The following is a 24117-nucleotide window of genomic DNA, read 5'->3' on the forward strand; positions in this document are numbered from 1 at the left end:
CGAAAATCCCCGTTTCATTGGACCAGCGGTCCGTTCGCGCCGTCGAAGCGCACGCCTTCGAGACGCGCGCCGCCCGCGAGTATCGCCACGTACTGCCGCATCGCCCGCTCGCGCACGCGCGCGGACAGATACACGGCGATCTGCGCGGCGGCTTCGTCGAACGGCACCGTGTCGCCCGGCACGCGGCGCTCGATGCGCACGATGTGAAAGCCGAACCTCGTATTGACGAGCTTCGGCAGCACGCCGAGCGCGTCGGTGTCGAACAGCGCGGCTTCGAATTCCGGCACGGTGTCGCCGCGCAGCAGTTGCCCGAGGCTGCCGCCGACCTGCGCGGACGGACAGTTCGACGATGCGCGCGCCACCGCTTCGAACGTGTCGGGCGCGGCGCGCACGCCGGCGAGCACGCTTTCCGCACGCGCCCGCAGCGGCACGAGCGGCACGCGGCGAGTGACCGCGAACAGCACGTGGCTCGCATGCACGACGTCGTTGCGACGAAAGCGCGCCGGATGCCGTGCGTAATAGCGCGCGCAATCCGCACGATCGGGCTCGGGCACGTGCGTGAGCTCGCGTTCGAGCAGCGCATCGACCGCCGCATCGTCGAGCGGCGCGTGCTCGTCGAGCAGCGCGAGCGATACCGCGCGCCGACGCAGCAGCTCGCGCACCGCGAGCGCGCGGCGTGCGGCGTCGAGCGGATCGCGCGCATCGCGGTGATGCTCGGCCTCGGCCGCGATCGCTTCGTCGCCGATCGCCACGCCGTCGACGACAAGCGGCACGGACGCGGCTTCGGACAGAACGCCGTTCATTGCGTCTCCTCAGCGCTTGCGCACGAGCTGATACGGGCGGATCAGATACGCGACCGACGCGATGCCGCTCCAGATGTGCACCATCCGCGTGAACGGCGACACCAGGAAGATCGTGAAGCCGAGCAGGATGTGCAGCCGGTAGGTCAGCGGCACACCGACGAGCAGGTTCGCGATGTCCGGCCGGAACGTGACCACGCCTTTCACGTAGTCGGTCAGCTGCTCGAACATCGCGCCGTCCATGTGGCGCGTCGACAGCACGACGGTGCCGAGCCCGAGCGCCAGTTGCGCCCACAACATCAGCACGATCAGGATGTCCGACCGGCGGCTGCTGCGGCGGATACGCACGTCGCCGACGCGCCGCCAGATCAGGATCGTCAGCCCGACGATCGCCGCGACGCCGGCCGCGCCTCCGGCCACCATCGCGACGAGCTGGTGCGCGGACGCCGACAGGAACGGCGACACGAGCCAGTGCGGCGCGAGAAAACCCGCGAAGTGTCCGATCACGACGACGAGCACGCCCCAGTGGAACAGGTTGCTGCCGAGCCGCAACATCCCGTGCCGCAACAGCTGCGATGAATCGCTCTTCCACGTGTACTGCTCGCGGTCGAAGCGGATCAGGCTGCCGACCAGCAGCACGGCGACACAGATGTACGGATAGATTCCGAACAGGAATTGATGCAGGTAGCCGTTCATCGCGTTCCCCCGTTGGAGTGCCGCGCATGCTCGCGCCGCGCAGGCCGCCGTTCGTAGAAGTGCACCGGTTCGTCGACCGGCGCGGGCGTCGCCGCACCGACGAAGCGCACCGCTTCGTCCGCATACGCGGCATCGAGCGCGCGGTAGTCGTCGGCTGTCGGGCGGGCGGCGCCGACGTCGTCGTGCGCGGCGGCCGGCGCGTCGATCGGCGCGAGGCCCGCCATCGGCAGCAGCGCGCCGACGACGCAGCCGTAATGACTGCCGCGCTCGGCGAGCTGCGTGGCCAGCGCGCGCAGGATGTCGCCCGTCTCGCCGAGCAGCTCGCGCGCTTGCGGCGCCGGCAGCCGCGACAGGTATTCGAGGAACACCGGCAAGTAGTCGGGCAGTTCTCCGGCGTTCAGATGGAGCCCGTGCCGCTCGTACATCTGCAGCAGGTCGACCATCGCCTGTCCGCGGTCGCGCGATTCGCCGTGCACGTGCTCGAACAGGTGCAGCGACGTCGCGCGGCCGCGATCGAACAGCGCGCCGTAGTTTTCCTGCAGCGTCAGCAGGTCGCGCTCGCGCAGATACGCGAAGAACCGGTCGAGGCCCGCGCGCACCGCCTTCGGCAAGCATGCATGTTCGCGCAGATGCGCGTCGATCGAATCGAGCACGTCGACGAGCGACGCGTCCGGATAGTCGAGCAGCACGGACAGCGCCGCATAGGTCGGATCGGGTGCGGTGTTCATCGGGATGCCTCGCGAATCGGAATCGTTTTCGTGCCCTTCTTCGTGCTGAACAGGCTGGCGGTCGAGCGGCCGTCCGAACAGCCGTTGCCGAACGAGAACCCGCACGATGCGCGCAGGTCGTATGCGTTCTCCGCGTATTCGCGGTGCGTCGTCGGAATCACGAAACGGTCCTCGTAGTTCGCGATCGCGAGATACCGGTACATGTCGTCGACCTGCGCGACCGACAGCCCGACCTGGTCGAGCACGCCGCGCGCGTCGATGCCGTCCACGTGGCGCGCGCGCATGAACGCGCGCATCGCGAGCAGCCGTTCGAGCGCGCGCTTCACCGGCGCTTCGTCGCCGGCCGTCAGCAGGTTCGCGAGATAGCGCAGCGGAATGCGCAGCGAATCGACGTCCGGCAGGTAGCCGTTCATTCCGAGCGCGCCGCTGTTCGCGGCCGCGTTGATCGGCGACAGCGGCGGCACGTACCAGACCATCGGCAGCGTCCGGTATTCGGGATGCAGCGGGAACGCGATCTTCCAGTCGATCGCCATCTTGTATGTCGGCGACCGGCGCGCGGCGTCGAGCCATGCGGCCGGCACGCCGTCGCGTTCGGCCTGCGCGATCACGGCCGGATCGTTCGGGTCGAGAAACAGCGACAGCTGCGCTTCGTACAGATCCTTTTCATGCTCGGCGCTCGCGGCTTCGCCGATCCGGTCCGCGTCGTACAGCAGCACGCCGAGATAGCGGATGCGCCCGACGCAGGTTTCAGAGCACACGGTCGGCTGCCCGGCCTCGATGCGCGGATAGCAGAAGATGCACTTCTCGGCCTTGCCGCTCTGCCAGTTGTAGTAGATCTTCTTGTACGGGCATCCCGACACGCACATGCGCCAGCCGCGGCACTTGTCCTGGTCGATCAGCACGATGCCGTCTTCCTCGCGCTTGTAGATCGAGCCCGACGGACACGCGGCGACGCACGCCGGGTTCAGGCAGTGCTCGCACAGGCGCGGCAGATACATCATGAACGTGTGCTCGAACTGCCCGTAGATCGCCTTCTGCACGTTCTCGAAGTTGTAGTCCTGCGCGCGCTTCTCGAACTCGCCGCCGAGGATCTCCTCCCAGTTCGGCCCCCACTCGATCTTCTCGAGCCGCTGGCCGCTCACGAGCGAGCGCGGCCGCGCGACCGGCATCGCGCGCGTGTCGCCCGCCTGCTGCAGATGCGCGTAATCGAACGTGAACGGCTCGTAGTAGTCGTCGATCTCCGGCAAATGCGGGTTCGCGAAGATCTGCGCGAGCAGCCGCCACTTGCCGCCGAGCCGCGGTTCGATGCTGCCGTCCGCGCGCCGCCGCCAGCCGCCGCGCCAGCGGTCCTGGTTCTCCCAGTCCTTCGGATAGCCAATGCCCGGCTTCGTCTCGACGTTGTTGAACCACGCGTATTCCATCCCTTCGCGGCTCGTCCACACGTTCTTGCAGGTCACCGAGCACGTGTGGCAACCGATGCACTTGTCGAGGTTCAGCACCATCGCGATCTGTGCGCGTATCTTCATGACGTTTCTCCGGCGCGGGCTGCGTGCGTGGCGGTTCCGGCTTCTTCGCCGTCGAGCCAGTCGACCCTGTTCATCTTGCGCACGATCAGGAACTCGTCGCGATTCGAGCCGACCGTGCCGTAGTAGTTGAAGCCGTACGACAGCTGCGCGTAGCCGCCGATCATGTGCGTCGGCTTCAGCGCGATACGCGTGACCGAGTTGTGAATGCCGCCGCGCGTACCGGTGATTTCGGAGCCCGGCGTATTCACGATCTTTTCCTGCGCGTGGTACATCATCGCCATCCCGGACGGAATCCGCTGGCTGACGACGGCCCGCGCGCACAACGCGCCGTTCGAGTTGTAGCACTCGATCCAGTCGTTGTCGGCCGCGCCGATCGCCTTCGCGTCGTCTTCCGACATCCACACGATCGGGCCGCCGCGCGACAGCGTGAGCATCAGCAGGTTGTCCGTGTACGTGCTGTGAATCCCCCACTTCTGATGCGGCGTCAGGAAGTTCAGCACGCGTTCGGGGTTGCCGTTCGAGCGCCGGCCGACCATGTGCGCATAGCTGCCGGTGTCGACCGGCGGCTTGTACACGCACAGCGACTCGCCGAACGCGCGCATCCACGGATGGTCCTGATAAAGCTGCTGACGGCCGGTCAGCGTGCGCCACGGCACGAGCTCGTGCACGTTCACGTAGCCGGCGTTGTACGACACGTGCTCGGATTCGATCCCGCTCCACGTCGGCGACGAGATGATCTTGCGCGGCTGCGCCTGGATGTCGCGAAAGCGGATCTTCTCGTCCGCGCGCGCGGCGGCCAGATGCGTATGGTCGATGCCCGTCACGCCGGACAGCGCGCGCCACGCCTTCACCGCGACCTCGCCGTTGGTTTCGGGCGCGAGCGCGAGGATCACCTCGGCCGCATCGAGCGCCGTGTCGATGCGCGGGCGACCCTGCGCGGCGCCGCCGGCGACCGTGTAGTTGAGTTCGCCGAGCAGCTTCACTTCGTCCTTCGTGTCCCAGCCGATGCCCTTGCCCGCATTGCCGAGCGTATCCATCAGCGGGCCGAGCGACGTGAAGCGCGCGTACGTGTTCGGGTAATCGCGCTCGACGACGGTCACCGCCGGCATCGTGCGGCCGGGCACCGGTTCGCATTCGCCGCGCTTCCAGTCGCGCACGTCGAACGGCTGCGCGAGTTCGCCGGGCGTGTCGTGCGCGATCGGCGCGAGCACCACGTCGCGCTCGACGCCGAGATGCCCGTCGCACAGCTCGGAGAAGCGCTTCGCGATGCCCTTGAAGATTTCCCAGTCGCTCTTCGATTCCCACGCGGGATCGACGGCCGCCGACAGCGGATGGATGAACGGATGCATGTCGGACGTGTTCATGTCGTCCTTCTCGTACCACGTCGCCGTCGGCAGCACGACGTCCGAATACATGCACGTGGTCGACATCCGGAAGTCGAGCGTGACGAGCAGGTCGAGCTTGCCGCGCGGCGCGTCGTCGTGCCACGCGACTTCCTCGGGGCGCGCGCCGCCGGTGGCGCCGAGATCGTCGCCCTGCACGCCGTGCGTCGTGCCGAGCAGATGCTTCAGGAAATACTCGTGTCCCTTGCCCGACGAGCCGAGCAGGTTCGAGCGCCACACGAACAGGTTGCGCGGGAAGTTTTCGGGCGCATCCGGATCTTCGCTCGCCATGCGCAGCGTGCCGGACTTCAGCTGCTGTGCGACGTCGGCACCCGCGCGCGCAGGGTCAGCGAGCTGCGCGCCGACCTGCAGCGGATTGCGCGCGAGCTGCGGCGCGGACGGCAGCCAGCCCATCCGTTCCGCGCGCACGTTGTAGTCGATCGGCGAGCCGTGAAATTGCGCGGCATCCGCAAGCGGCGACAGCAGCGCGCTCGGGTCCATCGGGTCGTAGCGCCACTGGTCGGTATGCGCGTAGAAGAACGACGTCGCGTTCATCTGGCGCGGCGGGCGATTCCAGTCGAGCGCGAACGCGAGCGCGGTCCAGCCCGTTTGCGGACGCAGCTTCTCCTGGCCCACGTAATGCGACCAGCCGCCGCCCGGCTTGCCGATGCAGCCGCACATGATCAGCATGTTGATGATCGCGCGGTACGACATGTCCATGTGGAACCAGTGGTTGATCCCCGCGCCGACGATCACCATCGACTTGCCTTGCGTGTCGTGCGCGTTCTCCGCGAACTGCCGCGCGACCGAGATCACGTCCGCGCGCTTCACGCCGGTGATCGCCTCCTGCCACGCCGGCGTGTACGGAACATCGTCGTCGTAGCTCGCGGCCACGTCGCGCCCGCCGAGTCCCTGATCGACCCCGTAGTTCGCGACGAACAGGTCGTACACGGTCGCCACCAGCATCTCGCCGCCGCGCGTCGCGACGCGCCGCACGCCGATCCGGCGCGACAGCGTCGAGCCGTGCGCGGTCGAGTTGAAGTGCGCGTGCGGCTGGTTGCCGAAGTACGGGAACAGCACGTCGACCACGTCGTCGTGCTCGGCCGCGCACGACAGCCGCGGCGACAGCGCCGCCCCTTTCGACGTCTCGCCGCGCAGGTTCCACTTGCCGTTGTCCGCGTTGTCCCCGTCGGCCTGCTGCGCCCAGCGAAAGCCGATCGATCCGACCGGCACGACGAATTCGCCGGTCGCATCGTCGATCATCACGGTCTTCCATTCCGGGCGCGCGGCCTCGCCGAGCGCGTCGTCGAAATCGGACGCGCGCACGAGCCGCTCGGGCACGTAGCCGTCGCCGTGCGGCACGAGGCGCACGACGCACGGCATGTCGGTATAGCGCTTGCAGTAGTCGATGAAGTAGTCGCTCTTGCCGGCCGCGCCTGAGCCGGCCACACCGATGCCGGCCGCGCCTATGCCGGCCGCATGAAATTCCTTCAGGATCACGTGGCCCATCGCGAGCGCGAGCGCCGCATCGGTGCCCTGCTTCGGGTGCAGCCACAGATCGCCGAACTTCGCGCCTTCCGAGTAGTCGGGAAACACCGACACGACCTTCGTGCCGCGATAGCGCGCCTCGACGAGAAAGTGCGCGTCCGGCGTGCGCGTCTGCGGGACGTTGGAGCCCCACATCATGATGAACGTCGAGTTGTACCAGTCGGCCGATTCGGGCACGTCGGTCTGCTCGCCCCACGTCTGCGGCGACGCTGGCGGCAGGTCGCAATACCAGTCGTAGAAGCTCAGGCACACGCCGCCGATCAGCGACAGGTAGCGCGAGCCGGCCGCATACGACACCATCGACATCGCCGGAATCGGCGAGAAGCCGACCACGCGATCGGGGCCGTGCCGCTCGACCGTGTGGACGTTTGCGGCCGCAACGATCTCGTCGACTTCGTCCCAGCTCGCACGCACGAAGCCGCCGAGCCCGCGCCGGCTCTGATACGAACGGCGCGCTTCATCGTCGTCGACGATCGAGCGCCACGCATCGACCGGCGCGAGCGTGCGACGCCGTTCGCGCCACAGCTTCACGAGCGCGCTGCGCACGAGCGGATGCTTCAGGCGATTCGCGCTGTACAGATACCACGAGTACGACGCGCCGCGCGAGCAGCCGCGCGGCTCGTGATTCGGCATGTCGGGGCGTGTGCGCGGATAGTCGGTCTGCTGCGTCTCCCACGTGACGATCCCGCCTTTCACGTAGACCTTCCACGAGCACGAACCCGTGCAGTTCACGCCATGCGTCGAGCGGACGATCTTGTCATGCTGCCAGCGCAGCCGGTAGCCGTCCTCCCACTTTCTGTCCTCGTCCGTGACGGCGCCGTGACCGTCGGAAAAGCGCGGCCTCGTTGTCGTGAAATAACGCAATCTATCCAGAAAATGGCTCATGGGGATCTCGTTTTTTCGGTCTGGGGCGGACCCTGGTTATTCAAGGAGTCGAATCGGTTTGTAAAGCACGGCTATTTGCCGTTGCGTGCTTTTCGACCGTATCGAGTCGATTGTCTTTCCGATCGACGTATCACGAGTTGATACAAATCACGATATCGTTCTTCGCGTCGTAATAATTCAAGAAATGGGGCGAGCGTTCCGCGGACGGGAATCGCCGGCGCGACGCGGCGCCGACCATATCGGCCGGGCGGAGGATTTCCGGATATAGCGGGAAAATGCTGCCGAAAACGATCGCGACGTTGGCGAATATTCGGTCGTTATGCGGCGCGCATGCGAATGCGCAAAGAAGCCGCCGCGATCATGCAATGCGGCTCCTTCTTGCAGGAATGGGAAAATCCCGTTGAAAGCGTTTTATTCGTGGCAAAACCGTCGAATCGCAAAAGCGAATATCGCGCAGCTCGACGCGCGCGCGTCGAATGCGCGATTCGGACGATAAGTCGTCGCGCGGACTTACGCTGCCGCGGCAGTTTCCGGAGCCGCCGCGTCGTCGCCGCGAATCATCAGCACCGGGCAACGCGCACCCCGCAGGAACCGTTCGGCGACGCTGCCGAGCAGCACGCGTCGAAGCCCGCGTCGCCCATGCGTGCCGACTACCGCGAGATCGATGCGATGCTCGTCCACGTAACGCTGCAGGCGTTCCGCGATGTCTTCGCCGACGCTTTCGGTTTCGACGAGTTCGGCATCGCCGCTCACACCCGCCTGCGCGATCGCGCGCTCCGCGTCGCGCAGCACCTTGATGCCGTCGCTGCGGATTTCGTCGATCAGCGCATGCGGATCGAAACGGCCCGCATAGGTAAACAGCGGCGACTTGTCGACCACATAAACGACGCTGACGTGCGCGCCGCTTGCGCGCGCCACCTTCAACGCTTCGGCCAGCGCCTGCTTCGACGACGCACTGCCGTCGACGGCCACCATGATGTTCTCGTACATATCGACCTCGCTCGCGTGAACTGCCGCACGCTGCGGTGCGCGCGGCCATGTCACCATCATCGGCGCACGGCGGGTGCCGACGTTGACGGCGATCAAGCACCGCCGGTGCGCGCCCGTGCGGCAAACCGACACGCGGCGGCAATCGGTGCGTTCGCCGAGCGCGCACGAACCGGCACGGCCGGCGCCGCACCGCGCGCGGCGGCGGGCCGCGCAGCGACTGCGCCGAAGGCGCTATCATCAAACCTTCAACCTTCGTCCGGCCCCTTTTTTGCCGGGCTCATCTTCAACTTGCTCAACCGACATGACAACGACTACCGAACGCGTGGACGGCGCCGCCCAGCATCTCGTCGCCGCCCGCCATGCCGGCGTGCCCGGCCCGCTGCTGCCCGATGCATTCCGCCCCGAGGACGTCGACACGGCACTGGCGATCCAGCATCGCGTTGCCGACCTGCTCGGCGAAGCCGTCGGCGGATGGAAATGCGCATCGCCGCCGCCCGACCGCGTGATCGTCGCGCCGATCTTCGCGTCGACGATTCGCGAAGCCGGCGACGCGTACCGCGTCGCCGGCGACACGCCGATCGCGCGGATCGAACCGGAAATCGCCTTCGTGCTCGACCGCGATCTGCCCGCACGCGCGCAGCCGTACGACGAGAACGACGTGCGCGACGCGATTCGCGAGGTGCGTCTCGTACTCGAAGTGCTCGGTTGCCGCTATGCGGAGCCGGCACGCGCGTCGAAATTCGAGCTGCTCGCCGACGGCCAGTTCAATCAGGGGCTGTGCGTCGGCCCCGTCGTGCCGGACGGCGTGCGCGCGCCGCTCGCCGGGTTCGCACTGTCGTTCGACGGCGCGCTGAACCGCACGATCGACGGCCTTCATCCGGACGGCGATCCGCTGAAGCCGCTGGTATGGCTCGTCAATTTCCTCGCGTCGCGCGGCGATGCGGCGCGCGCCGGCCAGATCGTGACGACCGGTTCGTACGCGGGCGTGATCGACGTGCCGCTCGGCGACGTGCTGACCGTGCGGTTCGGCGATCTCGGCAGCCTGTCGGTGACGCTGACCGCGTAAGAAGTCGCGGCGTGCGGCGCGAGAGCCACATGCCGCGTCGGAATTCCGCCGGCGGAGCGCCACACGCGGCGCGCGGTGCGCGGTGCACGGGCGCGGCGCCGCCGCGCCGCTTCGCCGCAGACCGGCCAGACCGTGCGCAACGTCGTTGTCCCGCTCCTGCGATCCGTAACCGCCACGACACAACGATTTCGGCGGCATCGCACCTGCCGCTCGGCGATCACGGCGGCGACATCCCAGCGCCGAATGCGCGATTCCCGCGCGGCACACCGTACCGCACGCAAGCCGCAGTCGAGCTTGCGTGATAACGTTGCACATCGCGCGGTTCGAGCGCTTCATCGCTTTCCCCGATCTCTGCCATGTCGTTGACACCGCTGCCCGCCCTGTTCGACGAAATCCTGCACGCCGTCGATCGCCGCTATCGGCTGCCGCCGCTCGATCGCGCGGCGTCGGTCGCCGCGGCGTCGAATCCGGCTACCGCAATTGCAATCGCGATCGAGGACGCGCGCCGGATGCTGGCCGACGGCCGCACGCCGGAGCCGGCGCTGCAACGCCACTTCGTCGACGCGCTCGCGCAGATGATCCGCGACGCAATGGATGCGCGTGCCGGCGATCCGGCGTTTCGGGCGGCGATGCTGCGGCACGGCGCGCCGAGCGTGCGCGAATACGCGTCGTTGTCCGCGCATGCCGACCAGGATCGCCGCGCGCTGCGCGCGGCCGTGAACGCGATCGCGCATCCGGCCAAGCTCGAACGTCATGCGCAGGCGTGGCAGCGCGACGCGCTCGCGCGCCTGCACGCGGCGGCCGCCGCCGCGCGCTGGGCCGAGCTCGATTCGACGCTGCAGCAGTTGCTCGCGCTGCCGGAAACGGCAACGGACGCCGCATTCGAGCGCAACGTCGCCGAACTGAAAGACAGCCCGGCGCTCGGCCGCCTGCTGCGCGTCGATGCGCTGGCCTCCGACGCGCAGGTCGAGCAGTATCGCGCGCTGTGGGAACGGCGCGGGCCGGCCGAAGGCAGCCCGCTCGCTGCCGCGCAGGGCGCGACGTCGCAGCAGCGCGGCGCGGCGGTCGAGGCGCTGGCCGCGCAAGCGCTCGATGAACTCGCCGCGCGGCTCGACGCGATGGACGAGCGGCGGACGTACCGCGTGGTGACGTCGATGCGCGTGCCCGCGTCGATACCCGGCAAACACGACCGCGCGAAGACCGAATGGGATGCGGTGCTACTCGAACGGCCGCGCGACGGCGCGCCGGCCGCCGCGTGGAACGTGCGCTTTCTCGTCGAGGCGAAGGCGTCCGCGGATGCCGCGACGACCGATCTGCCGCGCCTGCTGCGCGGGCTGACGCTGCTCGCGCAGGCCGACGACGACACGATCTATTCGTTCGATACCCGCGAAGGCGCGGTGCGCATACACGGCGCGTCGCTCGCGATGCTGAGTACCGAGCACGCGGCACTATCGCGCGAGGTGCTCTATTGCTGCGATGCGCCGGCCGAACGCTCGCCGCGGCTGCTGAGCGCCGCGAGCCGGATGCAGCTGCTGTCCGCGCAGGCCAGCCTCGACTATGCGAGCGCGCTCGCGCGACACGTCCCCGCCGATCCGGACGATCTGGCCGTCGTATGGCATGCGCTGCTGGAGCTGCCGCAGTGGCGGGCGGTGTTGAATCAATATCCGTCGCTGCGGCAGGTCCGCGAGCTGATGGTCGGCATCGACGATCTGACGGCCGCGATTCGCGATGCCGGCGACGCGAGCGTCAGCGCGACGGGCTGACGAAACGTCGAGCGCTGCGACGAAAAAGCGCCGCACGCGTGCGTGCGGCTGCGCGTGCCCGACGTCGCCGCGCACCGCGCCGACGCGGGCATGCACAGCTTGCCGCCGTTACGACTGGATGAACGCGAGCAGGTCCGCGTTCAGCACGTCCGCGTTGACGGTCAGCATTCCGTGCGAATAGCCTGGATACGTTTTCAGCGTGCCGTTCTTCAGCAGCTTGATCGACTTCAGCGCGGCATCGGCGATCGGCACGATCTGGTCGTCTTCGCCGTGCAGCACGAGCGTCGGCACGTCGATCGCCTTCAGATCCTCCGTCTGATCCGTTTCCGAAAACGCCTTGATGCCGTCGTAATGCGCTTTCGCGCTGCCGGCCATGCCCTGCCGCCACCAGTTCCGGATCACGCCTTCCTGCACCGTCGCGCCCGGGCGGTTGAATCCGTAGAACGGACCGCTCGGCACGTCGAGAAAGAACTGCGCGCGATTCGCCGCAAGCGCGTGTCGAAAGCCGTCGAACACGTCGATCGGCAAGCCTTCCGGGTTCGCTTCGGTCTTCAGCATCAGCGGCGGCACCGCGCTGACCAGCACCGCCTTCGCGACGCGCCGCGCCGGCTGCCCATGTTTCGCGACATAGCGCGCGACTTCGCCGCCGCCGGTCGAGTGGCCGATGTGCACCGCATTGCGCAGATCGAGCGCCTCGACGACCGCGAACGCGTCCGCCGCGTAGTGATCCATGTCGTGCCCGTCCGGCACCTGCGACGAGCGGCCGTGCCCGCGCCGGTCGTGCGCGATCACGCGATAGCCTTTCTGCACGAAGAAAAGCATCTGCGCGTCCCAGTCGTCGGACGAAAGCGGCCAGCCGTGATGGAACACGATGGGTTGCGCATCCTTCGGCCCCCAGTCCTTGTAGAAGATCTCGACACTGTCGTTCGTGGTGATGGTCGGCATGGCTATGGACTCCTTTGACGGTGGATCAACGCGGCGTACTGGCGCAAAGCCAGGGTTCGGACATCGGTATCGCATCGCCGCCTGGCGTCGCGACGGCAACACGGCACGGCGCGACGCTCGACGAGCGCCGTCCGAGTTGTAGCCGGGAACTGCGACGGCATCGTGAACGGCGCAGCGTCGGGCATCGACGCGGTTGCTGCGACAGCTTCGGGCAATGCGTGCATCGGGGCGGCGCCGTGTCCGACCGTCGTCGGCGGCGCCTGTGGCAACATCGTGGCGATCCGTCAGCCACGTCAAGCGGTGCGTCGTCCCGCATCAGGAGAACGCATGTTCGATCACGTCAAATTCGGCGTCAGCGACTATGCAGCGAGCAAAACCTTCTTTCTCGACGCACTCGCGCCGCTCGGCGTCGCGATCGTGTCGGAGGGAACGCCGACGTACGGCGTTGAAATGAGCCCGCCCGGCAAGCCGTCGCTATGCCTGTTTCAGACCGATGAAAAACCCGCGCATCTTCATCTGGCGTTCGCGGCAGACGATCGCGGGCAAGTCGACGCATTCTATCGCGCGGCGCTCGCGGCCGGCGCGAAAGACAACGGGCCGCCCGGGCTGCGGCCGCAGTACCACGCGAACTACTACGCGGCGTTCGTGATCGGCCCGGACGGACACAACATCGAAGTGGTCTGCCACCGTCCCGAAGGTTGACGGCGGCGGCGCGGCTTTCCGCTGAAGCGGCGGCACCGCCGGACGGCGGCGCGCGGGTCGCGGCGTCCATGGACGACCGCCGCCGGCGTCGTCGCGCGGCGGCGGTCGGCACGCCAGGTCCGCATCGCAGCGTGCCGCGCCGCCCACGCGCCGTGCGGAACGCAGCCGATTCGGCCCCGAGGCCGTTTCAGCCGTCCGTCGACACGGTGAGCGTCTCCCATGCCCGAATCTCCTGTTCGAGCGCGGCCAGCTTCGCACGCACGAGCTGAAGCGCGTCGCTGCCGAGCAGCAGATGCGCGGGCGGACGCTGCGCGTCGATGATGGCGAGCATCGCGCGCGCTGCCTTCACCGGATCGCCGAGCTGCTTGCCGCTCTTCTCCTCGCGCGCACGGCGAATCGGATTGAACAGGTCGTCATAGTCGGCGATCGAGCGCGGCGTTCGCACCATCGAGCGGCCGGCCCAGTCGGTGCGGAACGACCCGGGCGCGACGGCCGTCACGGAGATGCCGAAAGGCTCGAGTTCCTTGCCGACCGCTTCCGACACGCCCTCGAGCGCGAACTTGCTGCCGCAGTAGTACGCGATGCCCGGCATCGTGATGTGGCCGCCCATCGACGTGATGTTCAGAATGCGGCCGCGGCGACGTGCGCGCATGTACGGCACGACGGCCTTCATCATCGCGACGGCGCCGAACACGTTCACGTCGAACTGCCGGCGCATCTCGGCGAGCGGCGCCTCTTCCATCACGCCTTCGTGGCCGTAGCCGGCGTTGTTCACGAGCACGTCGATCGGCCCGACGCTCGCGTCGATTTCCGCGACGATGCCGTCGATCCGATCGAAGTCGGTGACGTCGAGCACGCGCGCGAACGCGCGCTCCGACAGCGCGGCGAACGCGTGCGCGGCCTCCTCGCTGCGCACCGTACCGACCACCGTGTGGCCGGCGGCGAGCGCTTCCTGTGCGAGCGCACGGCCGAAGCCGCTGCTGACGCCGGTAATGAGCATGATGTTGGCGGATTCCATTGGCGCTTCTCCGAATATCGTTGGAGAATGCATACTAGTTTGACGATCGACGCCGAATAAGTCCGAATCCGCTGATTTTCTTGCACAAAACTATGAGCGCCGAATACTCGCCCACCCGCGATCCATCGCCGGCGTCGCGCAACCGCGAGCGTCTCGTCGCGCTGTTGCTCGAGCTCGCGCCGCACGAGGGCTACAACCTGACCGCGCTGCCGAGCGTGCGCATCCTGCGCTCGAACCGCGCGCTGTCGCGCACGCCGGTTCTGTACGATCCGGGCATCGTGATCGTGTGTCAGGGGAGCAAGCGCGGCTACTTCGGCGGCGAACGCTATCTGTACGACGAGCATCACTATCTGGCCGTGTCCGTTCCCGTGCCGTTCAGCATGGAAACCGACGCGACGCCCGACCGCCCGCTGCTCGCGCTGTATCTGCACCTCGATTTCGCGCTCGCCGCGGAGCTCGCGGAACGGATCGACCGCGAGGGCGGCGCCGAATTGGTGCAGGCGCCCAGAAGCATGATGTCGACGCCGATGGACGACGCGATGCACGCATCCGTGCTGCGTTTCGTCGAAGCGATGCATCGGCCGCTCGAGGCCGCGATATTGGGTCCGGCGCTGCTTCGCGAGCTGTATTTCCGCGTGCTGACCGGCGCGCAGGGTCGCGCGATGCGCAGCGCGCTGGCGATGCGCGGACAGTTCGGCCGGATCGGCAGATCGCTGCGCCGCATCCACGCCGACTACGCGCAGCCGCTCGACGTCAGGCAGCTCGCGGCCGAAGCGGGGATGAGCGTGGCAAGCTTTCACAGCCACTTCAAGGCGATCACGCAGGTGCCGCCGATGCAGTATCTGAAGTCGACGCGCCTGCATCAGGCGCGCCTGCTGATGGTACGCGAGGACCTGACGGCGGAGGCGGCCGGCTACGCGGTCGGCTATACGAGCCCGTCGCAGTTCAGCCGCGAATTCAAGCGGCTGTTCGGGCTGACGCCTGCGAAGGAGACGAAGCGCATGCGCGACAGCTTCGCGATTCCGGCGCCGTTCGCGGATGCCGAATATGTGTCGTCGCATTGACCGTCGCGCGTTCGGTCGTCGCGGCGCCGTCGTTCAACGCGCGCCGACCTTCCACAACGTCACCTCGTGCAGCGTCTGTCCGGCCTTCAGCACGGTCGTCGGGAACGACGGATGGTTCGGCGAATCGGGAAAATGTTCCGCCTCGAGCGCGAACGCGTCCGTCTGCCGATAAACGGTGCCGCCCTTGCCGACGACGCTGCCGTTCAGCCCGTTGGACGTATAGAACTGCAGCCCCGGCTGCGTCGTATACAGCTCGAGGAAACGTCCCGACGCCGGGTCGTACGCGCGCGCGGCAAATTCCGGCGTCGATCGGCCGCCGCGGTCGAGCACCCAGTTCTGGTCGTAGCCGTGCGCGATGACGAGTTGCGGATATGCACTGCGCAGACGCGCGCCGATCGGCGTCGGCTCGCGCAGATCCATCGGCGTGCCGCCGACGTCCGCCAGCTGCCCGGTCGGAATCGACGTCGCGTCGGTCGGCGTAAAGCGCGACGCGGCGATCTCGATCAGCTGATGCTCGACACTGCCGCGATCGTGCCCGGCCAGATTGAAATAGCTGTGGTTCGTCAGGTTGACGACCGTGTCCTTGTCCGTCGTCGCGCGATAGTCGATGCGTATCACGTTGTCGCCGGTCAGCGTGTAGGTCACGTCGGTCGTCAGCGTACCGGGAAAGCCGTTCTCTCCGTCGGGGCTCACATAGCGCAGCGTGACGCTCGCGCTCGTCGCGTCGCTGCGCGTGCCGACCACCGTCCACACCTTCGCATCGAAACTGTCGGGGCCGCCGTGCAGCGTATTCGGGCCGTCGTTGACCGGCAGCTGCCACGTCGTGCCGTCGAGCGAAAAGCGCCCGCCCGCGATCCGGTTCGCATAGCGGCCGATCAACGCGCCGAAATGGATATTGCCGTTGTGCGCTTCGTAATCGCGCAACGAATCGAAGCCGAGCACGATGTCGGCGATCCTGCCCGTCCGATCCGGCACGTCGAGATTCGTGACGATGCCGCCGTACGTGATCACCCGCAGCGTCACGCCGCGCGCGTTCGCGAGCGTGTAGCGGCTCACTGCCTGTCCGGATGCGGTCTTCCCGTAGTCCGCGCGCGCGATGGACACGTCGGGCGCCGCCGACGCCGCGACGCTGCCGAATCCGAACGTTGCGAGCGCATAGATCGCGAGCAGCGGGCGTCGCGTCCAGGGTCGTTTCATGGTCGATCTCCGAAGCGGTTCTGGTCGCGGCGGCGTGCAATTCGTGTGCCCGGACGCTGCTTCATGCGGCCGGGCGGCGGCGCCTCGAGGAACTCGGGCGGAGCGGGCGCGTGCGCGACGCGCAATGCCGGCGGCAACGCGCGCCGCCACGACGACGATCGAGCGGCGCCGCGCGTCCGGGCGACCGCGCGGCGTACCGCGAACGTCGCCCCCGTCGCGCCGGCCCGCGCCGACGCGCCCGCGAGCACGGAAAAAGCGCTTCCGTAGCCGCCGCCGTACTGCACTAGCGTGCCGGTCGCGCTCGACCGCGGCGCCGTCAGGAAACCGCCCGACGAACGTGCCGCGCTCGCGCGGCACGCTGTCCTGCAACGTCGACCAGCACGCCTGCCACGCGATGAACCGCCGCCCCAAGCGATCGCCACGCCGTCCGATCGTGAGCGCCTTCACATCTATTTGATTGCATTCTCACATTGTTTGTGATTTTATTATCACTCGTCGCACGCTCCGTTCGCGGATGCGACGCCTCATTCCAAGGAAGAGACGCAGATGGAGACAATCGCCGTCATCGGCAGCAACATGGTCGATCTCGTGACCTACGTCACGCGCATGCCCGCCCGGGGCGAAACGCTCGAAGCGCCGAACTTCGAGCTCGGCTGCGGCGGCAAGGGCGCGAACCAGGCCGTCGCCGCCGCGCGCCTCGGCGCGCGCGTCGTGATGGTCACGAAGGTCGGCGACGACGTATTCGCCGACAACACGATCCGCAACTTCGAGCGCGAAGGCATCGACACCACGCACGTGAGCCGGGTCGCCGGCGTACCGAGCGGCGTCGCGCCGATCTTCGTCGAGCCCGATTCGAGCAACAGCATCCTGATCGTCAAGGGCGCGAACCGCCACCTGAGGCCGGCCGACATCGACGCGGCCGCACCGCGGCTCGTCGAATGCGCGCTGATCGTGCTGCAACTGGAAATCGAGCTCGACACCGTCTATCACGCGATCGAGTTCGGCGCGCGACACGGCATTCCGGTGCTGCTGAACCCCGCGCCCGCGGTCGCGGATCTCGACTTCGAGCGAATCCGCTCCGTCGAATTCTTCGTGCCGAACGAAACCGAGCTCGCGACCGTGGCCGGGATGCCGGTCGACTCGCGCGAAACCGCGACGCGCGCGGCCGAATCGCTGGTCGCACGCGGGCTGAAGCACGTACTCGTCACGCTCGGCGACAAAGGCTCGCTGCTCGTATCGCGCGACAGCGCACAGCATGTGCGCGGCGTCGCGGTCGACGCGCGCGACACGACCGGCGCCGGCGACGCATACATCGGCTGCTTCGCGCGCTACTACGCCGCATCGCGCGACGCGCTCGACGCGATGCGCTACGCGTCCGCGTACGCCGCGCATTCGGTCACGGGCTTCGGCACGCAGAAGTCGTACGCCGACGCCGCGACGTTCGAACGCTTCCTGCACGACGCCGGCCTCTGAACGGCGCCGTCCATCGACGAGACCACTTCGGAAGGAGACACCCATGAGCCGAACCCGGATCGAACACACGCCCGACGGCTACTACCTGAACCGCACGCCGCTGTTCGCGTTCACGCTGCTCTGCTGCCTGTTCGCGCTGTGGGGCACCGCCGCGAACCTGAACGACGTGCTGATCGCCCAGTTCAAGAAATCGTTCTTCCTGTCCGATTTCGAATCGGCGTTCGTGCAGTCCGCGTTCTATCTCGGCTACTTCTTCCTCGCGATCCCGGCCGCGACCGTCGTGAAGAAGTTCAGCTACAAGACGACGATCCTCGTCGGCCTGCTGTTCTACACGATCGGCTGCCTGCTGTTCTTCCCGGCCGCGTCGATGGCGAAGTACGGGATGTTCCTCGTCGCGCTGTTCGTGATCGCGGCCGGCCTGTCGTTCCTCGAGACCGCGTCGAACTCGTATTCGACGCTGATGGGGCCGCGCGAAACCAGCACGCGCCGCCTGAACATCTCGCAGACGTTCTATCCGTTCGGCGCGATGGCGGGCGTCTACATGGGCAGCTTCCTGATCTTCAAGGAAGGCGATGCGTCGCACGCGCAGCTCGCGGCGATGTCGGCCGCCGAAGCGCACGTGCACCAGCTCGCGATGATCCAGGCGACGCTCGAGCCGTACAAATGGCTGATCGTCGTGCTCGCAGCCGTGTTCGTCGTATTCGCGCTGACGCCGTACCCGGCCTGCAAGGGCAACGGCGCGAGCGCGGCCGCGCACCGGATCGACGCGCGCGGCACGCTCGCGCGCCTTGCCGGCAACCGGCGTTTCGTCGCGGGCGTCGTCGCGCAGTTCCTGTACGTCGGCGCGCAAGTCGGCGTGTGGAGCTTCACGATCCGGCTCGCGATGCAGATCGGCGGGCTCACCGAACGCGGCGCGTCGCGCTATCTGCTCGCGACGTTCTTCGCGTTCTTCGTCGGCAAGCTGATCGCGACGCTCGTGATGAAGCGCGTCGGCCCGGCAAAAGTGCTGATCGTCTACGGCGTGCTGTGCATCGCGCTGCTCGCGTACACGATCAGCGTGCACAACATCACGGCCGTCTATGCGGCCGTCGGCGTCAGCGTGTTTCTCGGCCCGTGCTGGCCGACGATCTACGGCCTCACGATCGACGGCCTCGGCAAGGACACCGAATACGGCGGCTCGATTCTCGTGATGAGCATCGTCGGCGGCGCGGTCGTGCCGCTGATCCAGGGGCTGATCTCCGACCATACCGGCGGCAACATGCAGCTCGCGTTCGTCGTGCCGCTCGCATGCTTCGTCGTGATCGTCTACTACGGCTTCTACTGCCTGCGCCACCTGCCGGCCGCCACGCCGGACGCCGCCGCCGCCGCCGACGGCGACGGCGACGCGACCGCACGCTACGTCGACACGCGCCACACGTCGGGAGCCTGACATGCGAGGCGAGATCGAACTGCGGCGCGACGACTTCCGCGAGATGCCGCGCACGCTGTATCGCACCGACGGCCTCGTCGTGACCGCGTTCGCGTATCCGTCCGGCGTCGAAGCGCTGAAGATCGAGAACCGGCGCGGTCACGTCGTCGTGCTGCCGTATCTCGGCCAGATGATCTGGGCGGCCGCGTTCGACGGCCGCGACCTGACGATGAAGCACATGTTCCGGCAGCCGAAGCGCGCGGCATCGATCGTCGATACGTACGGCTGCTTCATGTTCCACAGCGGACTGCTGCGCAACGGCTGCCCGGGGCCGAACGACACGCACACGCTGCACGGCGAGATGCCGTGCGCGCCGATGGATCGCGCGAGCTTGATCGTCGGCGCCGATGCGCACGGCGCCGCTGTCGAAGTGACCGGCGAATACGAATACGTGCAGGGTTTCGGCAGCCGCTACGTCGCGCGTCCGTCGGTGCGGCTCGCGGAGCACGACGCGCGGATGACGATCGCGATGGACGTGACGAATCTCGCCGGCGCGCCGATGGAGCTGATGTACATGGCGCATCTGAACTACGCGTACGTGCCGGGCGGCCGCTTCGTGCAGTCGCTGCCGCGCGGCGGATTGCGCGTGCGCGGCAGCGTGCCCGCGCACGTGAAGCCCACCGACGCGTGGCGCGACTACACCGCGACGCTCGCGCGCGAACCGGAACGGCTCGTCGTGCTCGATTCGCCGGCGTTGTACGATCCCGAGATCGTGTTTTTCATGGACGGCGTGCAGACCGACGCGCATGGCGTCGCGCATTTCCTGCTCGCGCATCCGGACGGCGGCGCGTTTCACACCGCGTATCGCCCCGAGCAGTTTCCGCACGCGACGCGCTGGATTCTGCACAACGCGGATCAGCAGGTCGCCGCGTTCGCGCTGCCGTCGACGTGCGAGCCGGAAGGCTATGAGGCCGAGCGCCGCAAGGGCCACGTCGCAACGCTCGCGCCGGGCGCGACGCGCCGGTTCGACGTCGTCACCGGCTATCTGAACGCGGCCGAAGCGCGCGCGATGACGGAGGCGCGCGATGCGTGAAGCGATGCGCGGCCGCCGTTCGTCAGGTCACGAGCGCGATTCCGTGTTCGCGGATCGCGGTTTCGTAACGGCGGCTCAGTTGTCCGTCGGAAATCACGTAGTTGAAGTCGGTCAGCTCGGCGAAATACGCGGCGCGCACTTCGTCGAACTTCGTGTGATCGACGAGCAGAAAGCGGTTCTGCGCGCGCTGCATCACCTTCTTCTTCGCATCGACTTCGTGAAAGTTGAAGCACGTGACGCCGCATCGATCGCTGACGCCCGCCGCCGAGATGAACGCCTTCGACACGCGCACCGTATCGAGGATGCCGGCCTCGGCGACCGACTCGAACACCATGTTCTTGCGGTGATACACGCCGCCGCACAGGATCACGCTGCAATGCGGCTTCTGCTGCAGCTTCGCGAACACGTTCAGCGAATTGCACACCGCGGTGAATTCGAGGTCGTCCGGAATGAAATCGACGATGAACGGCGTGGTCGATCCGCAGTCGACGAAGATCGTGTCGCCCGTCGTCACGAACTGCGCGGCCAGCTTGCCGATCCGGCGCTTCTCCTCGATTTGCCGGTTGTTCTCGGCGCTGATCAGGTATTCGCCGATGTCGCTGCGCTGCGCGGCGAAATGGCGCGTCACGTAGCCGCCGATCAGGCTCAGCCCGTGCGGGTTGTCCGCGAGATCGCGGCGGATCGTCATCTCCGACACGCCGAACAACTCGGCGACTTCTCTCAGATGAATCGCGTTCTGCCCTTGCAGCACGTTCATCAACGTCTTGATCCGTTCGCCCTTCCTCGTTTCCATGCCTGTATCCTGCGTGCCCGTCGGTCGTCGTGCCGGGCACGCGGGCCCGGACGGAATGTCGTATTTGTAACAAACCGATGTGAAAACATCAACTTTGCGTGTGCCGTTCCGGCACATCGCCGTGGAGTTCACAAACATGCCGCTTTCCAACGCCCAGCTTGCCCGCACCATCGATCACACGCTGCTCGCGCCTGACGCCACCGACGCGCAGATCCGCGAACTCTGCCGGCAGGCGGCCGAGCATCGCTTCTATTCGGTCTGCGTGAATTCGGCGAACGTGCCGCTCGCCGCGCGCGAACTCGCCGACACCGGCGTGCTCGTCTGTGCGGTGGTCGGCTTTCCGCTCGGCGCGGCGCTGTCGGCCGCGAAGGCGTTCGAGGCGTCGGCTGCGATCGACGCGGGCGCACGCGAGATCGACATGGTGATCAACATCGGCGCGCTGAAGAGCGGCCGCGACGGTGACGTGAAGGCCGATATCGACGCCGTGCATCGTGCGTGCGGCGCGGTGCCGCTCAAGGTGATCCTCGAAACCGGTCTGCTGACCGACGACGAGAAGGTACGCGTGTGCGAGATGTGTCGCGAACTGGGCGTCGCGTTCGTGAAGACGTCGACGGGGTTCGGTCACGGCGGTGCGACGCTCGGCGATGTCGCGCTGATGCGTCGGACGGCCGGGCCGACGCTCGGCGTGAAGGCGTCGGGCGGCGTGCGCGACCGGGCGACGGCGCTCGCGATGCTCGAGGCCGGCGCGACGCGGCTCGGCACGAGTTCGGGGGTCGCGATCGTGACCGATCGGGACGCGAGCGATTCGGGGTATTGAGCGCGGGGCATGCGCGGATACGCTGCCGGGACGGCAACGCGGTTCTCCGCAGTGCATCGGATCGCGCGGCCGTTTTGCCACGGCCGCGATCGCGGACGACTACGCGTACTCGTATACGCCCCGCCCCGTCTTCCTCCCCAACCGCCCCGCGGCAACCATCTCGCGCAGCAGCGGGCACGCGCGATACTTCGGGTCGCCGAAGTCCTTCAGGAACACGTCCATCACCGCGAGACACACGTCCAGCCCGACGAGATCCGCGAGCGCGAGCGGCCCGATCGGATGATTCGCGCCGAGCTTCATCCCCGCGTCGATCTCCTCGGCCGACGCGATCCCTTCCGCGAGCACGAAGAACGCCTCGTTGATCATCGGCACGAGGATCCGGTTCACGACGAAACCGGGTGCGTTGCGCACGCCGATCGGCGACTTGTCGAAACGCTCGGTCAGCGCGCGCACGGCCGCCGCCGTCGCGTCGCTCGTCTGCAGCCCGCGGATGATTTCGACGAGCGGCATCAGCGGCACCGGATTGAAGAAGTGCATGCCGACGAAGCGCGACGGATCGGCCAGCAGCGCCGCGAGCGCGGTGATCGAAATCGACGACGTGTTCGTCGCGATGATCGCGTCGGGCCGCGCGACGGATTCGATCTGCTTCAGGATGCGGCTTTTCAGCTCGACGTTCTCGGTCGCCGCTTCGATCACGATGTCGACGGACGCGAGCTTCGCGTAATCGGTCGACGTCGCGATGCGCGCAAGCGCCGCATCGCGCGTGGCCGCATCGAGCTTGTCCTTCGACACGAGCCGCTCGAGGCTGCCCTTCAGCGTCGCGAGCCCCTTGTCGAGCGCGGCATCGGTCACGTCGATCATCACGACGTTGAGTCCGGCAACGGCGGCGGTCTGCGCAATGCCGTTGCCCATGGTTCCGGCGCCCACGACGCCGACGGTTTCGATGGTCATGACGATTTCTCCGTGTTCGGATCCCGAGCGGCCGATTATCAAACGTTCTCGAAGATCGCCGCAATGCCCTGACCGCCGCCGATGCACATCGTCACGAGCGCGTAGCGTCCGCCGATGCGCTTGAGTTCGTACAGCGCCTTCACCGTAATGAGCGCGCCGGTCGCGCCGATCGGATGGCCGAGCGAGATGCCCGAGCCGTTCGGATTGACCTTCGCCGGGTCGAGGCCGAGCTCCTGCGTGACCGCGCACGCCTGCGCGGCAAACGCCTCGTTCGCTTCGATCACGTCGAGATCGGCGACCGTCAGGCCCGCGCGCTCGAGCGCCTTCCGCGTGGCCGGCACCGGGCCGATGCCCATGTAGGCGGGATCGACGCCCGCATGCGCATACGACACGAGGCGTGCGAGCGGCTTCACGCCCCGTGCGTGCGCCGCATCGCCGCTCATCAGCAGCACCGCGGCGGCCGCGTCGTTGATGCCCGACGCGTTGCCGGCGGTCACCGTGCCGTTCTCCTTCACGAATACCGGCTTGAGTTTCGTGAAGTCGTCCGCGCTCGCGTCGTCGCGCACGTGCTCGTCGGTGTCGAACACGACTTCGCCCTTCTTCGTGCGGATCGAGATCGGCAGGATCTGATCCTTGAAGCGGCCTTCGGCGATCGCGCGTGCCGCACGGCGATGCGATTCGAGCGCGAGCGCGTCCTGCGCGTCGCGCGAGATCCCGTATTTGCGCGCGACGTTCTCGGCCGTCACACCCATGTGGATCGTCTGGAACGGGTCGTGCAGCGCGCCGAGCATCATGTCGACGAGCTTCGCGTCGCCCATGCGCTGGCCGAAACGCGCGGCCGGCACGCTGTACGGCGCACGCGTCATGCTTTCCGCGCCGCCGCCGATCGCGATGTCGGCATCGCCGAGCATGATCGTCTGCGCGGCCGACACGATCGCCTGCAGGCCGGAACCGCACAACCGGTTCACCGTCAGCGCGGGCGTATGCTGCGCGACGCCGCCGTCGATCGCGGCCACGCGCGCGAGATACATGTCCTTCGGCTCGGTGTTCACGACGTGGCCGAACACGACGTGGCCGACTGCGTCGCCCGCCACGTTCGCGCGCGATAGCACTTCGCGCACGACCTTCGCGCCGAGCTCGGTCGGCGAGAAATCCTTCAGGCTTCCGCCGAAATCGCCGATCGCGGTACGCACGCCGCTCACCACCACGACTTCCTTCGCTGCATTGCTCATCGTCTCACTCCGGTTCGTTCGCGCCCACGCGCGCATTGAT

20 protein-coding genes are annotated in these 24117 nt (G+C 67.5%); 8 read left to right on the top strand and 12 right to left on the bottom strand.

The genetic code is table 11. From position 1 onward, the window contains the following. Nucleotides 1-14: 14 nt before the first annotated feature. The 6 genes from BUB20358_RS11910 to BUB20358_RS11935 form a co-directional block, all read right to left on the bottom strand. On the bottom strand, nucleotides 15-803 hold the full coding sequence (locus tag BUB20358_RS11910) for a peptidylprolyl isomerase (protein WP_035976001.1): 789 nt from the start codon (nucleotides 801-803) through the stop codon (nucleotides 15-17). Nucleotides 804-812: 9 nt separating this feature from the next. Further along, nucleotides 813-1496: a respiratory nitrate reductase subunit gamma gene (gene narI / locus BUB20358_RS11915; protein WP_006767502.1), complete on the bottom strand. Its 684-nt coding sequence runs from the start codon at nucleotides 1494-1496 to the stop codon at nucleotides 813-815. Further along, complete coding sequence (gene narJ / locus BUB20358_RS11920) at nucleotides 1493-2224, bottom strand: nitrate reductase molybdenum cofactor assembly chaperone (RefSeq protein ID WP_006767503.1); 732 nt, start codon at nucleotides 2222-2224, stop codon at nucleotides 1493-1495. Before narJ ends, narI begins: the two co-directional genes overlap by 4 nt. Further along, on the bottom strand, nucleotides 2221-3750 hold the full coding sequence (narH, locus tag BUB20358_RS11925) for a nitrate reductase subunit beta (protein ID WP_035976003.1): 1530 nt from the start codon (nucleotides 3748-3750) through the stop codon (nucleotides 2221-2223). Before narH ends, narJ begins: the two co-directional genes overlap by 4 nt. Then, nucleotides 3747-7565: a nitrate reductase subunit alpha gene (locus tag BUB20358_RS11930; RefSeq protein ID WP_035976005.1), complete on the bottom strand. Its 3819-nt coding sequence runs from the start codon at nucleotides 7563-7565 to the stop codon at nucleotides 3747-3749. The genes narH and BUB20358_RS11930 overlap by 4 nt, the downstream gene beginning before the upstream one ends. 510 nt (nucleotides 7566-8075) lie before the next feature. After that, complete coding sequence (locus BUB20358_RS11935) at nucleotides 8076-8555, bottom strand: universal stress protein (protein WP_035976276.1); 480 nt, start codon at nucleotides 8553-8555, stop codon at nucleotides 8076-8078. Nucleotides 8556-8856: 301 nt separating this feature from the next. Between BUB20358_RS11935 and BUB20358_RS11940 the strand changes: the two genes are divergently transcribed. Together BUB20358_RS11940 and BUB20358_RS11945 are read left to right on the top strand one after the other, a co-directional pair. Beyond that, nucleotides 8857-9621: a 2-keto-4-pentenoate hydratase gene (locus tag BUB20358_RS11940; RefSeq protein ID WP_035976007.1), complete on the top strand. Its 765-nt coding sequence runs from the start codon at nucleotides 8857-8859 to the stop codon at nucleotides 9619-9621. 356 nt (nucleotides 9622-9977) lie between these two features. Next, nucleotides 9978-11384 carry a hypothetical protein gene (locus BUB20358_RS11945; RefSeq protein ID WP_006767506.1) on the top strand — a complete coding sequence of 469 codons (1407 nt, stop codon included), beginning with the start codon at nucleotides 9978-9980 and terminating at the stop codon, nucleotides 11382-11384. 108 nt (nucleotides 11385-11492) lie between these two features. On the opposite strand, the gene BUB20358_RS11950 is transcribed toward BUB20358_RS11945, so the two are convergent. Next, a complete protein-coding gene (locus BUB20358_RS11950) occupies nucleotides 11493-12329 on the bottom strand; it encodes an alpha/beta fold hydrolase (protein WP_035976009.1) in 837 nt (278 codons plus the stop codon). Nucleotides 12330-12656: 327 nt separating this feature from the next. Here BUB20358_RS11950 and BUB20358_RS11955 point away from each other — a divergent pair, with 327 nt between their 5' ends. Next, on the top strand, nucleotides 12657-13031 hold the full coding sequence (locus BUB20358_RS11955) for a VOC family protein (protein ID WP_006767508.1): 375 nt from the start codon (nucleotides 12657-12659) through the stop codon (nucleotides 13029-13031). A 187-nt stretch (nucleotides 13032-13218) separates the two neighbouring features. Here the strand turns inward: BUB20358_RS11955 and BUB20358_RS11960 are convergent, their stop codons facing one another. Further along, nucleotides 13219-14049, bottom strand: a complete 831-nt coding sequence (locus BUB20358_RS11960) for an oxidoreductase (RefSeq protein WP_006767509.1) — start codon at nucleotides 14047-14049, stop codon at nucleotides 13219-13221. Between the two features lie 92 nt (nucleotides 14050-14141). On the opposite strand from BUB20358_RS11960, the gene BUB20358_RS11965 reads away from it, so the two are divergent. Continuing rightward, nucleotides 14142-15113, top strand: coding sequence for an AraC family transcriptional regulator (locus tag BUB20358_RS11965; RefSeq protein ID WP_006767510.1), 972 nt, complete (start codon nucleotides 14142-14144; stop codon nucleotides 15111-15113). A gap of 33 nt (nucleotides 15114-15146) precedes the next feature. On the opposite strand, the gene BUB20358_RS11970 is transcribed toward BUB20358_RS11965, so the two are convergent. Continuing rightward, nucleotides 15147-16310, bottom strand: a complete 1164-nt coding sequence (locus BUB20358_RS11970; protein WP_035976010.1) for an aldose epimerase family protein — start codon at nucleotides 16308-16310, stop codon at nucleotides 15147-15149. A gap of 546 nt (nucleotides 16311-16856) precedes the next feature. Here BUB20358_RS11970 and rbsK point away from each other — a divergent pair. Genes rbsK through BUB20358_RS11985 form a run of 3 tightly spaced genes read left to right on the top strand, consistent with a single transcriptional unit; the run spans nucleotide 16857 to nucleotide 20284 of the window. Beyond that, complete coding sequence (rbsK, locus tag BUB20358_RS11975) at nucleotides 16857-17783, top strand: ribokinase (RefSeq protein WP_006767512.1); 927 nt, start codon at nucleotides 16857-16859, stop codon at nucleotides 17781-17783. Between the two features lie 43 nt (nucleotides 17784-17826). Further along, nucleotides 17827-19212, top strand: a complete 1386-nt coding sequence (fucP, locus tag BUB20358_RS11980) for an L-fucose:H+ symporter permease (protein ID WP_006767513.1) — start codon at nucleotides 17827-17829, stop codon at nucleotides 19210-19212. A 1-nt stretch (nucleotide 19213) separates the two neighbouring features. Then, nucleotides 19214-20284: an aldose 1-epimerase family protein gene (locus BUB20358_RS11985; RefSeq protein WP_035976013.1), complete on the top strand. Its 1071-nt coding sequence runs from the start codon at nucleotides 19214-19216 to the stop codon at nucleotides 20282-20284. Between the two features lie 22 nt (nucleotides 20285-20306). On the opposite strand, the gene deoR is transcribed toward BUB20358_RS11985, so the two are convergent. Further along, nucleotides 20307-21077 (bottom strand): DNA-binding transcriptional repressor DeoR, encoded by a 771-nt coding sequence (gene deoR, locus BUB20358_RS11990; protein ID WP_035976014.1) that lies wholly within the window; start codon nucleotides 21075-21077, stop codon nucleotides 20307-20309. A gap of 136 nt (nucleotides 21078-21213) precedes the next feature. Between deoR and deoC the strand changes: the two genes are divergently transcribed. Next, nucleotides 21214-21894, top strand: coding sequence for a deoxyribose-phosphate aldolase (gene deoC, locus BUB20358_RS11995; protein ID WP_006767515.1), 681 nt, complete (start codon nucleotides 21214-21216; stop codon nucleotides 21892-21894). A gap of 99 nt (nucleotides 21895-21993) precedes the next feature. Here the strand turns inward: deoC and BUB20358_RS12000 are convergent, their stop codons facing one another. Both BUB20358_RS12000 and bktB read right to left on the bottom strand, forming a co-directional pair. Continuing rightward, nucleotides 21994-22845, bottom strand: a complete 852-nt coding sequence (locus BUB20358_RS12000; RefSeq protein ID WP_006767517.1) for a 3-hydroxybutyryl-CoA dehydrogenase — start codon at nucleotides 22843-22845, stop codon at nucleotides 21994-21996. Nucleotides 22846-22883: 38 nt separating this feature from the next. Beyond that, nucleotides 22884-24077 (bottom strand): beta-ketothiolase BktB, encoded by a 1194-nt coding sequence (bktB, locus tag BUB20358_RS12005; RefSeq protein ID WP_035976279.1) that lies wholly within the window; start codon nucleotides 24075-24077, stop codon nucleotides 22884-22886. Nucleotides 24078-24117 lie beyond the last annotated feature (40 nt).

The organism is Burkholderia dolosa (genome assembly GCF_902499135.1).
Taxonomy (GTDB): Bacteria; Pseudomonadota; Gammaproteobacteria; order Burkholderiales; family Burkholderiaceae; genus Burkholderia; species Burkholderia dolosa.

Bases quoted from the DNA above. Each gene is read 5' to 3' on its own strand.
- BUB20358_RS11910 (WP_035976001.1), bottom strand. From the start codon at position 803: ATGAACGGCGTTCTGTCCGAAGCCGCGTCCGTGCCGCTTGTCGTCGAC.
- narI (WP_006767502.1), bottom strand. From the start codon at position 1,496: ATGAACGGCTACCTGCATCAATTCCTGTTCGGAATCTATCCGTACATC.
- narJ (WP_006767503.1), bottom strand. From the start codon at position 2,224: ATGAACACCGCACCCGATCCGACCTATGCGGCGCTGTCCGTGCTGCTC.
- narH (WP_035976003.1), bottom strand. From the start codon at position 3,750: ATGAAGATACGCGCACAGATCGCGATGGTGCTGAACCTCGACAAGTGC.
- BUB20358_RS11930 (WP_035976005.1), bottom strand. From the start codon at position 7,565: ATGAGCCATTTTCTGGATAGATTGCGTTATTTCACGACAACGAGGCCG.
- BUB20358_RS11935 (WP_035976276.1), bottom strand. From the start codon at position 8,555: ATGTACGAGAACATCATGGTGGCCGTCGACGGCAGTGCGTCGTCGAAG.
- BUB20358_RS11940 (WP_035976007.1), top strand. From the start codon at position 8,857: ATGACAACGACTACCGAACGCGTGGACGGCGCCGCCCAGCATCTCGTC.
- BUB20358_RS11945 (WP_006767506.1), top strand. From the start codon at position 9,978: ATGTCGTTGACACCGCTGCCCGCCCTGTTCGACGAAATCCTGCACGCC.
- BUB20358_RS11950 (WP_035976009.1), bottom strand. From the start codon at position 12,329: ATGCCGACCATCACCACGAACGACAGTGTCGAGATCTTCTACAAGGAC.
- BUB20358_RS11955 (WP_006767508.1), top strand. From the start codon at position 12,657: ATGTTCGATCACGTCAAATTCGGCGTCAGCGACTATGCAGCGAGCAAA.
- BUB20358_RS11960 (WP_006767509.1), bottom strand. From the start codon at position 14,049: ATGGAATCCGCCAACATCATGCTCATTACCGGCGTCAGCAGCGGCTTC.
- BUB20358_RS11965 (WP_006767510.1), top strand. From the start codon at position 14,142: ATGAGCGCCGAATACTCGCCCACCCGCGATCCATCGCCGGCGTCGCGC.
- BUB20358_RS11970 (WP_035976010.1), bottom strand. From the start codon at position 16,310: ATGAAACGACCCTGGACGCGACGCCCGCTGCTCGCGATCTATGCGCTC.
- rbsK (WP_006767512.1), top strand. From the start codon at position 16,857: ATGGAGACAATCGCCGTCATCGGCAGCAACATGGTCGATCTCGTGACC.
- fucP (WP_006767513.1), top strand. From the start codon at position 17,827: ATGAGCCGAACCCGGATCGAACACACGCCCGACGGCTACTACCTGAAC.
- BUB20358_RS11985 (WP_035976013.1), top strand. From the start codon at position 19,214: ATGCGAGGCGAGATCGAACTGCGGCGCGACGACTTCCGCGAGATGCCG.
- deoR (WP_035976014.1), bottom strand. From the start codon at position 21,077: ATGGAAACGAGGAAGGGCGAACGGATCAAGACGTTGATGAACGTGCTG.
- deoC (WP_006767515.1), top strand. From the start codon at position 21,214: ATGCCGCTTTCCAACGCCCAGCTTGCCCGCACCATCGATCACACGCTG.
- BUB20358_RS12000 (WP_006767517.1), bottom strand. From the start codon at position 22,845: ATGACCATCGAAACCGTCGGCGTCGTGGGCGCCGGAACCATGGGCAAC.
- bktB (WP_035976279.1), bottom strand. From the start codon at position 24,077: ATGAGCAATGCAGCGAAGGAAGTCGTGGTGGTGAGCGGCGTGCGTACC.